The following is a 12,608-nucleotide window of genomic DNA, read 5'->3' on the forward strand; positions in this document are numbered from 1 at the left end:
TTTTGCGATATAGGATCAAACTTATGATCGTGACAGCGCGCACATTCGGCCGTTAAGGCCATAAATGCCTGCGATGTTGTATTGATACGATCGGCTACATATTCTATTCTGAATTCTTCATCCACAATACCGCCTTCCATATTTTGTTGGTGATTGCGGTTAAACGCAGTAGCAATAAGCTGTTCGCGTGTGGGATTGGGCAATAAATCTCCTGCTAATTGCCAAATAATAAAATCGTTATAAGGAAGATTTTGATTGAAAGATTGAATCACCCAATCGCGCCAGGGCGACATGTCTCTAATCTGATCGACGGAATACCCGTGCGAATCGGCGTAGCGGCTGCATCTAACCAGTCAACAGCAATGCGTTCGCCATAATGAGGCGAAGCCATCAACCTATCCACTTGCTTTTCGTAAGCGTTGGCACTTTTATCTTTTAAAAAATCTTCTGTTTCTGCAATGGTGGGCGGCAGGCCGGTAAGATCCAAACTTACGCGACGTAGCAAAATGGCTTTGTCGGCTTCGGGCGAAAGACTTAAATTTTCTTGCTCAAGCCTGTTTATTATAAAATTGTCAATCGGATTTACAACACGATCTTCATCAGCCACATCCGGAATCTCATGTTCTTCGGGTTTAATAAATGCCCAATGTGGCTTGTATTCGGCACCGTCTTCAATCCATTTAACCAAAACCGCTTTTTCGTGTGCGCTAAGCGTAAGGTGCGAAGAAGGATCGGGCATTATTAAATCCGGATCGTCGGTAATAATTCTTTTAAACAATTCACTTTTTCTTAAGCTGCCAGGTACAATTGCGCGCTTACCTGGTGTTTCGGGCAGTTCGGCATAAGCGGCATCGGCAATATCGAGCCTCAAACCCGCTTTCTGACTGGCTTTATCTGGCCCGTGACATGCAAAACATTTATCGGAAAGAATGGGTTTAACGTGTTTATTAAACTCAACTTTTTTGGGCAGCATATTATAAGCGGTCTCTACATCATCTGGTAAACTTGGCGCACAGGAATACAAAAACGCTGTGCCAACTATTAATATAAAAAGGCGGCAACTCATATAGCAAAATATTTATACAAAATAATGATAATATAACTATAAATTATAATCTTAATCCAACGCATCTTTATACATTTTCAATTTTTTAAAATCAACAGTATCAGAAAATCGGCATTATGATTTTAAATGAGAATTTATGAACGAGCTCTGACTACTTTTAAACGCAGGCTAGCTGACCTAAATAGTAGCCGGTATTTCAACAATGTGGTACATTCGTTTTCGAAATTGTATTATATTCTTATATGCAGACAAAACCTGCTTCGCACAAAGAATGAGAATCAACTATTTGATCGGCTCAACAATTATTGATTTTAATTTGAATAATTCTTTACCTTTTTGATAAGGCCGTATTGTGACATTAAATAAACCGGGCTTATCTGTTGAGAAAATTGCCACCGCATGCTTAATAAAAAGCATTGGTTTCCATGTCTCGTGTTTTGCTGTTCTTAGCGTTTCGAACATAAATTTTTTTCCACCAATTGTCAGAACACCTTCCTGTTTGGAATCTTCATCTGCACAGGAGTATTCCAAAGTCAGTTTATAATCTCCTGGTTCGGTAATCCGGATTGCAAAAGAGGTGCTATCCTCTGGTGATTTCATATCCGCAACACAGGTGGTATGATGCCATACACCAAAGTAGCTACTGTGTGTGAACTTTTTCACGTTTGCTTTGCCTGTGGTTTTTGCAAATACGGCATCAATTATATTTTCCGCGTATTGTGACGAAACGGTTATGGGTTGAGTCGAATTAAGCGCCTGTGGCTTTCCGCTGTATTCCACAACTATAACGGTGTTGGGACTTTTGTTATCTATTATCGAAGACATATCAACATCCAAATCTTTCGATTTTTTGGAAAACGGTAATGCTTTCTTGCCAACCAGGGTATATACTTTGCTTACCTGGTTGCTAAATCCGGGAACCAATACTTTTTCATTAAACGGCCTGTTCCAAACGTGTAAAAATAATTTGCCAGGTTTGGCTGTTGTAACGCCCCAGGTCTGCTTTGGTATAAAGCCGTAAGTAGAGCCATAAATACTTTCTCCGTTCTTCTTCAGCCATGCTCCGGTTTCTTTCAAATATTTTACAGAATAGTAAGGGAAATTACCTTTTCCGTCAGGGCCAACATTTAACATAAGGTTGCCGCCTTTTGATGCCACTTCTGATAATATGTGAATAATTTGTTCTGAAGATTTAAAATTAAAATCGTGCTGAATATAACCCCAGGAATCATTATGTGTAAAGATAGATTCCCAAGCGCCGTTAACCGGTGCCGCCGGTATTTCTGAGTCACCAAAATCTACATAATCTCCTAAACCATGACCTACCCGGCTACTGAATAAACTTTTTGGTTGTAATACCCGCAGTTCATTAATAAAATTCTGTGTTTGCTGCTTCGTCATACCACCCGGCGTATCAAACCAAATGATGCCGAGTGGCCCATAATTGGTAAGTAATTCTTTTAGCTGGGGTATTGCTTTTTGACGATAATATTGTTGATAATCTTTTTGGATTCGTCAAAGTCCCAACTGTTATTTCCTCCGTTAGGCTCGTTCCAATCCTGAAACTGCGAATAATAAAATCCGAACTGAATACCTTTTTTCTTGCAGCAGCTGAAAGGGCTTTCATCGGGTCTTTTTTATAAGGCGTTGCTTTGACAATATTAAAATCTGATACTTTTGAATCGTACATCGCAAAGCCATCATGGTGCTTAGCCGTGATAACCATATATTTCATGCCCGCATCAGCAGCAATCTGAGTCCATTCATCTGCATTAAAATCAACAGGGTTAAAGGTTTTTGTTATCTTACGATATTCTTTTATAGGAATTTTGCCTCTTTGCATAATCCATTCACCAGATCCATAATAATTTTTACCTTTCCAGTTCCCTGCATAATCTGAATACAGTCCCCAATGTATGAACATGCCGAATTTGGCATCTTTAAACCACTGAACATTGGTAGGTTCCTGAGCTGCTGTATTTCCCCACATCTCTTCCATTCCTTTTTGCGCTATACAGGAGGATACGGACCATCCAAAAACAATAGCAAGTAACATTAATTTGATTTTCATATATGTTAGTAGTTGTTATATAAAAAATGCTGAATTTGCTTTCAATAATGTGATTCTTCTTAAAAGGAATTGGGCAAACTAATTCTTGAACAAAGGTTATTATAGAGCAATCACAAAAAGAATGGATTATATGTGTAAATAATGGATTATGCTACGATAAATAGTAAATAATTTTCCGATTTGTCATTTTGCTTGGCCGCTTGATTATATCTCCGCGATAAACTTGCTTTTGAATCTCATCACGAAAATCTATAATCCTTATTTTAACTCTTGATCACTTTATGCATTTTTGTACTTATAAAGTCGAAAAACATGGAATAACATGCTATATATTATTCGGTGATATTATACCTTATATCTCTTAGGAGAATAATAAGAGATAAGACCATAGAATAATCCATTTTTTTAATCTAAAGTCCATTTTATCTGAATCTCGGTCAAGTATCTTTGAGAGCGCGAATTGATTGTTATTCAGGTAAGATTTTCAGATCGATTAATTGCTATTTTTTGAACCGAACAGACGAAAAATAATTAAACAATATTTGTCGTGAAGCATTCATTATGAAGATGACTATAAGCATCGTTGAGATGTTTTTTTAAGAATTTTTTACAACCAAGAACTTTTAAAATGATGATAAAAGCCTGCCTTAATCTGATCCTTTTGTTGTTGGCAACAACAATGTTTAGTCAAACAAACAGCAACTTGTATTATGACAAACCCGCAGAAGTATGGACGGAAGCCCTGCCCATTGGTAATACCTACATGGGCGGAATGATTTTTGGCGATCCGTTTAAAGAGCATATTCAGTTAAACGAATCCACGCTTTATAGCGGCGACCCAACCCAAAAGTATGAGAGCTTTAGCATAAGAAAAGATTATAACGAAGTGATGGCGTTATTAGACGAAGGCAAGTACGCCGAAGCCCAATTACTTATTCAAAAAACTGGCTGGGCCGCTCGCAAAGCATGTACCAGCCCATGAGCGACCTTTGGATTGAAATGGATCATAAAGGCAAAGTGTCTGATTACAAACGTGTGCTTGATCTTTCCAAATCCATTCACAAAGTATCCTACACCATTGGCAATACAAAGTATGAGCGCGAAACTATTGCCAGTTATCCCGATCATATTTTTGCCATTAAGTTTACCGCAAATGGCTCTGATGCCATGAGCGGCTCTATTTCCTTTTCAACACCTCACGAGCCGGCAATGAAGCTTGGTGGTAAAGGCCACACGTTATATCTTAATGCGCGCGCTCCGGGCTTTGGAGTTCTAAGAGGAATAGATCAGATAGAAAAATTTGGAGATCAACATAAATATCCTGAAATCTTCAACTTAGATCGCAGCAGAAAACCGAAGGCAGCACAATTATTATATAATGAAGAGGCCGATAATTTAGGTATGTATTTTCAATCGCGTATTAAAGTAAAGAATACAGATGGAAAAATAAGTTATGAAAACGGAAAATTGATATTTTCTGATGTATCAGAAATGACCATTTTACTTACCGCTGCTACCAGCTTTACAACAGTTGATGAAAGCCCGTTGGATAAAGATTTGCCGGAACAACGCACTATTTCTTATTTACAGAAGATAGAAAACGCCGATTATGCAACGATTAAAAACCGACACATTGCAGACTATACCAAGCTTTTCAATCGTGCTGATTTATCCATCAACAACGAAACAAAATATGCCGGCTTGCCAACTGATCAGCGGATTATGCGCTACAAAGAAGGGGGCGATGAAAACCTGGCTGCATTGTTTTTTAAATTTGGACGCTATTTAATGATAGCCGGTTCAAGGCCGGGCGGGCAGCCATTAAACCTGCAAGGTATTTGGAATGATAAATTGCTTCCACCATGGACAGCGGCTTACACCATTAACATCAATTTAGAAATGAATTATTGGCCTGCCGAGGTTACCAATCTTTCCGAGTGCCACGAACCTTACTTTAAAGCGATCAAAGAGTTATCTGTTAACGGTGCTAAACTGGCCAGATCTATGTATGGCCTTGACGGATGGATGGCCAATCACAACACTTCCATTTGGCGTCATGCCGGCCCGGTTGATAATTGTGCGTGTTCTTTCTGGCCGGTAGCGTCGGGCTGGCTGGTAAGTCATTTTTGGGAACGTTATCTTTTTACCGGCGATCAAAAATTTTTAAGAGAAGAAGCTTATCCGCTGCTTCGGGGTGCGGTGGTGTTTTATAAAGACTGGCTGAAACCCAATAAAGACGGGTATTTGGTAACACCTGTAGGCCATTCACCCGAGCAGAATTTTAAGTATACCGGCGGACAATCAACACAAAGCCCCGGGCCAACAATGGATATGGCGCTTATCAGAGAAAGTTTTGACCGCTATCTTCAGGCGCTTGATATTTTAGGAATTGAAGATGCCGAACTGCGAAAAGAAATTACAGAAAAGAAAGCCAAGCTGTTACCTTATCAAATTGGCGAACATGCCCAGCTACAGGAATGGCAGTTTGATTTTAAAGATGGAGATATACGCCATCGCCACATTTCGCATTTGTACCCGTTTCATCCCGGCAACCAGATAACGCCTACAACTACACCCGAACTTGCTAAAGCCGTAAAGCAGGTTTTAATAAGAAGGGGAGATGAGGCCACCGGCTGGTCGTTAGGCTGGAAGGTGAACATGTGGGCGCGCATGTATGATGGCAATCATGCGTTAGGTATTTTAGAAAAACTTATTCGCCTTGTAAAGAAAACGATCCGAAACTGAAAGGTTCCGGATCTTATCCTAATATGTTTGATGCTTGTCCGCCTTTTCAGATCGATGGCAATTTTGGCGCAACTGCAGGCATAGCCGAAATGCTGTTACAATCGCACGATGGCTTTGTGCATATTCTTCCTGCCCTGCCCGAAAGATGGAATAGTGGTAAGGTTTCAGGGCTTAAAGCTCGGGGAGATTTTGAAGTAGATATCGAATGGAATAAGCATACTTTAAAGCAGGCAAAAATAATAGTGGGTAAAGATGGTGTGCTTCCTGTTCGCAGCGCGGTTCCATTACGTATAAAAGGGGGAAAAATAAGGAGCGAAAAAGAACCAAACATTTTATTGTCTCCAATGAATCCCGGTGCATTTCTCGATCATAAAAAACATCTTTTCCTGATCTGCTTGTTCCAAAATTTTATGAATATCATATTGATGTTAAAGCAGGGGATGAGATCTTATTATATAAAAAGTAATAACGGGGTTCGTTTTCGTGAAGGTGCAAAGCACGCTGATGTTTGTCTTCCAGTTTAGAAGCGAATAATTGATACTTTACGCCCATAGTATAATCCATTTTTTTATATTATAATCCATTTTTTCGATGTTTTACACGTCTACCTTTACATTGCTTATAAAACGGTTGTATTGTTCATAGTAGCTCTCTCATCATTCAAGAATAATTATCAATAAAATTTTATAAAATAAAACAATTGCTGCATGGAAAAAGAAAATCCTTCATTAGAGGGACGCCTACATTTGTCAGGTAAAACGATACTTTTCTTTTTACTTTTTTGCTTTCAACTTTTTATGTTGAAGGACAAGGCCAGACCAAACGCATTACAGGAACAGTAACAGACAACAACGGTACAGCTCTCGCAGGCATTAGCGTAACAGTAAAAGGCGCGCCTGGCGGAACTACTACGGATAATAAGGGAAATTATTCTATTGATGTTGCATCGGCAGAAGCGGTACTCGTATTTAGCGGTGTTGGTTTTTCAACTATAGAAGAGACGTTGAGCGGCCGGGAGTCAGTATCCGTAACACTTACAGGACAAGCCAGCGATCTGGAGGAAGTGGTGGTAATTGGTTATGGAACAGCCCAGAAAAAAGATGTAACGGGTGCCGTTTCCAGAGCTAATCTGAAAGCGTTTAAGGAGTCACCAAATACTAATATTCTTCAATCTCTGCAAGGTTCGGTAGCTGGTTTAAATGTTGGAGCAGTAAACAGGGCTGGCGCTACACCGTCTATTTCTATTAGAGGAAGGGTTTCTCTATCCGGTACCAGCGCTCCGTTAATTGTTCTAGACGGAATTATTTACAGGGGAAACTTAAGCGACATTAATCCGGCTGATATTGCTACTGTAGATATACTTAAAGATGCAAGCGCTGCTGCTATTTATGGTTCGCAAGCTTCAAATGGTGTATTGTTACTGACTACTAAAACAGGAACGGCAGGTAAGCGGCCAACTGTTTCATTAAATACATCACTCACTTTTCAAAAGATAGGGAATGATGATATGTTGCCGTTGGATGCCGAAGGTTACCTGCGGCTGAGGGCTGACCGCTTCCTGACGCAAAGCCGAACAGGCGATGATCTGCTAAGCCCTAACCCGTCATGGGATGTATTGAAGGTGGTGCCGGCAGAAGTAGCAACCGGAATTCAGAACGGAACCAATACGAATTGGTGGGATTTACTTACCAACCAAACGCCGATGATTCAGAACTATGACGTTGGAGTGAGCGGCAGAACAGAGCAATCTTCTTATTACTTTAGCCTGGGTTATACCGATCAGGAGAATGTTGTAATCAACGACACCTATAAGCGGTATAGTATGCGGTTAAATCTGGAAAGTAAAATAACTGACTGGCTGAAAATGGGGATTCAGTCTTCGTACAGTATCAACGACTACTCCGGAGTTTCTCCCAACTTAGCAAACATATTTACGTTGGCACCCCAAATGGCGTATAAGGACTCGGCAGGGGAGCTTATACGCTTACCTAATCGCGCGGCATTAAATCCTTTATTAGAGGTAACTCAGGACAATTTTGATAAACGTAATAACCTTTTCGGGCTCGTGTATGCAGATCTGAACATTCCCTTTGTAAAGGGACTGAATTATCGGGTTAATTTTGGTAACAACTACATTCAGGAAAGGGCGTATAATTTCAATCCTTTCGGACAAAATTTTACCGGCACCGCTTCTAAATCAAATAGCTCGCGATACAACCAGACGCTTGATAATATTCTGAATTATAAAAGAAGCTTTGGAGATCATGATATCAATGCAACTTTTGTATATGGTTATGAAATTAATAAGTTCGATAGTACTGGCGCCAGCGCTGCTGGTTTTGATAATCCTGCGTTAGGATACAATGGTCTTGAATTTGGCAGTGCGGTGTTGCAAAAGGTGGGTTCCGCTGCATGGAAAGAAACTAGTTTATACCAAATGTATAGGCTTATTTATGGTTTTAAAGATCGCTATGTATTTACCGGAACGCTGCGTAATGATGGCTTTTCAGGGTTTGCTCCGGATAATAAGATTGCCAGTTTCCCTTCAGCAGCTTTTGCCTGGAATATCCGCAAGGAATCTTTTATGGACGACCATCTGACTGCTTTGGATGAACTGCGGTTGCGGCTTTCCTATGGTGCTAATGGCAACCGTACTGTGGGTCGCTATCAGACGCTTTCAACCCTTACTACATCATTTAATAATGGTTATTTGTATGGAGATGGTGGCCTGGCACAACAAGGGCAGAACATTACTCAATTGTCTAATAAAAGCCTGCGCTGGGAAACCACAAGAACTTTTAATGTGGGAGTAGATTTCGCGTTCTTAAAACATCGAATTTCTGGTGAACTGAATCTTTACAGCGCTAATACTTCAGACCTTTTGTACACCGTGAATATACCGTCCGTTAACGGTCTTACTACTATTCCAATGAATATCGGCAAGCTGAGTAATAAAGGTATTGAGCTTGCGTTGAATGCAGATCCTGTTCAGGGAGAAAACTTTAACTGGTCTACTTCTGTAAACTTCTCACTAAATCGGAATAAAGTGGTCAGCATTTTGGGTATTGATGCTAACGGTGACGGAAAAGAAGATGACCTCATTGCATCGAAAATATTTATGAATGAACCTTTTGGTGTTGTTTATGATTACAATATTATAGGTATGTGGCAGGTAGCAGATTATCGTGCAAATATCATCCCTGCTGGCTTTACCTATGGTACATACAAGGTAGAGGATATGAACGGCGATAATGCGTTTACTGCTGGCGCAGACCGGAAAATCCTGGGTTATACAGATCCATCCTACCGTATCAGTTGGCTAAATACGGTGAGGTATAAAAACTTTGAGTTAAAAGCTTTTATTAATTCCATACAGGGAGGAAAGAAGTATTACTACGGGCAGCCGGCTGCAACGGTACCCAACCCGGATAATATGCAAACGAATAATTTCTTTGATTTTGATTACTGGACGCCGGAAAATCCTAATGCCCGCTACCGGCAATTAGGATTTTATACTACTTCTATTGGGCAGGAGTTTTCACCTTATATTCAGCGCAACTTCATCAGGTTACAGGATCTAACAATGTCTTACGATCTGCCACAAACAATCGCTAAAAAAGCAGGAATGAAAAGAGCCCGCCTTTTCCTGAATGGCAAAAACCTGTTTACACTAACGGATTGGGATGGTTGGGACCCCGAAACCGGTACCGGCCTGGCAACAGGTGCCTATCCGCTGATGAAAAGTTATTCGGTTGGCTTAAGTTTTGATTTTTAAATTATTCAGATATGCAAAAGATTATTATTGTTTTAATAGGAATCGCAATTCTTGGCATTTCCTGTAACCGCGATAGATTTTTAGAAGAAGAGCCGCTTGATTTCTATACGCCGGACAACGCCTTTAACAACGTAGCCGGTTATCAGGCTTCCATTAATTACCTGCACAACCAGATGCGTAGTATCTTATTTGGTGGTTATCACCTGGAGTCCTATTTTCCTTTGCGGTATGCTACAGATTTTGCAGTAAACGCAACCGATTATAGCCCTCCCGCCAAATTAAATGACTATAAAAATACGATGGTACCAACCTTTATTGTACCGGAAAAAATTTGGCAGGGTTTGTACCTTATAGTAAGTAATGCCAACGTAGTGATTACCCGTAGCAGAACTTCTACAGCGATTCCTGAAGCAGACCGGATAAAGTTCAGAACACAGGCGCTGTTCTTTCGCGCATGGGCCTATAACTTCCTTGCCAATTTATATGGCGGCGTACCCTTGGTGCTGGAAGAAACCGTAACACCTCGTAAAGATTATACAAGGGCTACGCGGGATGAAGTATATATGCAATGCAAAAATGATCTTACAGAGGCTATTACAACTTTGGGCAATGTAGATGCGGTTGAGGCTGGTGCCGTCAATAAGCAAGCTGCGCAGCATCTTTTGACAGAAGTACTGATCTCATTAAAAGATTATGATGGAGCCATAACGGCAGCCTCTTCGGTAATATCCTATCCTGGCCTTAGCCTGATGAAGACAAGGTTTGGCCGGCATGCTACCAGGCCGGGTGATGTGTACAAAGATCTTTTTGAATTGAATAACCAGAACCGTACCAGTGGTAATACCGAAGGGATTTTTATCATTCAGGCTGATTATCAAAACGCCGCAACCATTACCAGAGATGTTATTCAGTGGGCCATCATACCTCAACTTGCAAGCCTTCGTGTTTCTACGTCTGTTGGAGGAAAAGCGCCCACCTCGCAACCAGCGATAAAAGGGTTTAATGATAAGCTTGCAGGCAGGGGAGTAGGCTGGATGCGTCCTTCCATTTTTTTTCTTTACGAGGTTTGGGATGACGCGAATGATATGCGTAACTCTGAATACAACATTGTACGAGATATACGTCTTGACGGCCCTCCGGCAAACTCGGATGCTTATGGAAAATACTATGTAGCAGATGGGTACAAAGCTAAATCCACCGGCTTTGCTGATACAACAAGAAACTGGTTTCCAATTCTTAAAAAAGCAACGCTTTCTGAAGGCGATTTTCCACAAGAAGTTTTAGAAAAGAATGCTGCCGGAAACCCAGTGATGGCACCGTTTGGTGGCATTATGCTGCTGAATTCGAGTGGTGATGTTTATCAGAAAGATGTCTATCTGATGAGGCTTGCCGAAACTTATCTGCTACGGGCGGAAGCCTACATAAAAAAGGAGACCCCTCAAAGGCTGCAGATGATGTCAATGTAATAAGGGAGAGGGCGAACGCTCATCTGGTAAACACAGGACAGATGAATCTTGATTTCTTACTGGATGAACGCCTACGCGAATTGTATGTAGAGGAATTAAGAATGGTAACGCTTTGCAGAATGGGCTTGCTATACGATCGTACTAAACGATACAATGAAAAATCAGGGCTTACGATAGAGCCTTATCATAATCTTTGGCCCATTCCATATTCTGAAATAGAACGTAACACAGGAGCTTTGTTAGAACAAAATCCGGGGTATATTCAATAATCTACCGTTAGTATGAAGATTGAAAAAAACAACACTTCTATTCTGCTTTTTCTTTTGTTTTAATCTGCGTCGGGTGGCCGCGAATGTCAATGGCCCAGTCTGATGAGGCGGCGATGAGGAAAAGACAAAATGAGTTTACAAGTTGGAAGTTCGGCATGTTTGTTCATTTTAATATGGGTACTTTTGTGAATCGGGAGTGGGCTACAGGTTATGAGGATCCGCTGCTTTTTAGTCCTGCAAAACTAAGTTGCGAGCAATGGGCAAAAGAGGCTAAAAATGCCGGTATGAAGTATATAGTACTTACCACCAAACATACAGGTGGCTGGTGTCTTTGGGATAGTAAATATACAACCAAGCATGACATTACGGTCTTTAAAAATTATAAAAATGGAAAAGGAGACATTGTCCGTGACTTTGTTGATGCTGCCAGAAAATATGGACTTAAAGTAGGTCTTTATTATTGTCTGCCTGGGGATTATTCTCAAAAATTAGGAAGCAAAAGAGATCAGACGGTGGGATATAAAATCACTGCACAGCAAGACGATCTGCACGGACTTCCGCCGGAGGCTAGAGGCGATTATGCCGGTTTTGTTGAGAAGCAGGTGGCCGAGTTGCTTACTAATTATGGCCCAATAGACATGATATGGTTTGATCAATATACCAACAAATACACAGGTAAACACTGGCTGCAATTAAAAGGCTTAGTGCACAGGCTTCAACCTAAATGTGTTTTGATTGCTAATAACTCTCGCGATTACAAGACAACCGATATTTATAGCTACGAATATCCTTATCTGGCGAAAAATTCAAAGCCGGGTCCAAGGGCTTTGCCTGGTGAAGACGAAAATAATCCGGGCGAAGTGAGTGATTGCATAGCCACTACAAACTGGCTTTGGAATAATGAAGTGCCGCTGAAATTGCAAAGCGCAAAAACAATAACCGAACGGTTAAATTTTTGCAACGAGCGAAGCACAAATTATTTGCTTAACGTACAGCCAGACAGAGAAGGGTTGATTAGCGGCGATTATTTGAAACGCCTGCGCGAAGTTGGAAAGGTGGTGTTGATGAACCGAAAATCTGGCAAAGAAGTAGATTAAGTATTAGTCACTTTGAATGGAGTAATATTAATAACTGTTTATTTTTTAATATGTAGCTACAGACATGGTTTTGTCGGGCCTTAACTAAGAGTTATAGTCATAAGGTACAGTATTGGCAA

The 12,608-nt window shown here is 40.7% G+C and carries 8 protein-coding genes and 2 pseudogenes; 7 read left to right on the forward strand and 3 right to left on the reverse strand.

Annotated features, from left to right (window positions below; genetic code table 11):
- Nucleotides 1-20: 20 nt before the first annotated feature.
- From MKP09_RS06045 to MKP09_RS25525, 3 genes and pseudogenes are all read right to left on the reverse strand, one after another.
- Nucleotides 21-1,066: pseudogene (locus tag MKP09_RS06045) on the reverse strand (DUF1549 domain-containing protein); the annotation flags it as partial.
- Nucleotides 1,067-1,348: 282 nt separating this feature from the next.
- Nucleotides 1,349-2,578, reverse strand: a complete 1,230-nt coding sequence (locus MKP09_RS06050) for an alpha-L-fucosidase (RefSeq protein ID WP_317235259.1) — start codon at nucleotides 2,576-2,578, stop codon at nucleotides 1,349-1,351.
- Nucleotides 2,481-3,137: an alpha-L-fucosidase gene (locus MKP09_RS25525; protein ID WP_317235184.1), complete on the reverse strand. Its 657-nt coding sequence runs from the start codon at nucleotides 3,135-3,137 to the stop codon at nucleotides 2,481-2,483. Before MKP09_RS25525 ends, MKP09_RS06050 begins: the two co-directional genes overlap by 98 nt.
- 763 nt (nucleotides 3,138-3,900) lie before the next feature.
- Between MKP09_RS25525 and MKP09_RS27900 the strand changes: the two are divergent.
- The 7 genes and pseudogenes from MKP09_RS27900 to MKP09_RS06075 all read left to right on the forward strand — a co-directional run.
- Nucleotides 3,901-4,604, forward strand: a pseudogene (locus MKP09_RS27900) (glycoside hydrolase family 95 protein); the annotation flags it as partial.
- Between the two features lie 24 nt (nucleotides 4,605-4,628).
- Entirely contained in the window at nucleotides 4,629-5,882 is a 1,254-nt protein-coding gene (locus tag MKP09_RS27905) for a glycosyl hydrolase family 95 catalytic domain-containing protein (RefSeq protein ID WP_394801037.1), read from the forward strand.
- 23 nt (nucleotides 5,883-5,905) lie between these two features.
- A complete protein-coding gene (locus MKP09_RS06060; RefSeq protein WP_240826882.1) occupies nucleotides 5,906-6,406 on the forward strand; it encodes a glycoside hydrolase family 95-like protein in 501 nt (166 codons plus the stop codon).
- Nucleotides 6,407-6,663: 257 nt separating this feature from the next.
- Nucleotides 6,664-9,657, forward strand: a complete 2,994-nt coding sequence (locus tag MKP09_RS06065) for a SusC/RagA family TonB-linked outer membrane protein (RefSeq protein WP_240826883.1) — start codon at nucleotides 6,664-6,666, stop codon at nucleotides 9,655-9,657.
- A gap of 11 nt (nucleotides 9,658-9,668) precedes the next feature.
- On the forward strand, nucleotides 9,669-11,123 hold the full coding sequence (locus MKP09_RS06070; protein ID WP_490355035.1) for a RagB/SusD family nutrient uptake outer membrane protein: 1,455 nt from the start codon (nucleotides 9,669-9,671) through the stop codon (nucleotides 11,121-11,123).
- On the forward strand, nucleotides 11,123-11,392 hold the full coding sequence (locus MKP09_RS28855; RefSeq protein ID WP_490355044.1) for a RagB/SusD family nutrient uptake outer membrane protein: 270 nt from the start codon (nucleotides 11,123-11,125) through the stop codon (nucleotides 11,390-11,392). The genes MKP09_RS06070 and MKP09_RS28855 overlap by 1 nt, the downstream gene beginning before the upstream one ends.
- A gap of 113 nt (nucleotides 11,393-11,505) precedes the next feature.
- The gene (locus MKP09_RS06075) at nucleotides 11,506-12,489 is read left to right on the forward strand and encodes an alpha-L-fucosidase (protein WP_240826884.1); all 984 of its coding nucleotides are present in this window, start codon (nucleotides 11,506-11,508) and stop codon (nucleotides 12,487-12,489) included.
- Nucleotides 12,490-12,608 lie beyond the last annotated feature (119 nt).

Source organism: Paraniabella ginsengisoli, from assembly GCF_022513635.1.
Lineage (GTDB): Bacteria > Bacteroidota > Bacteroidia > Chitinophagales > Chitinophagaceae > Niabella > Niabella ginsengisoli.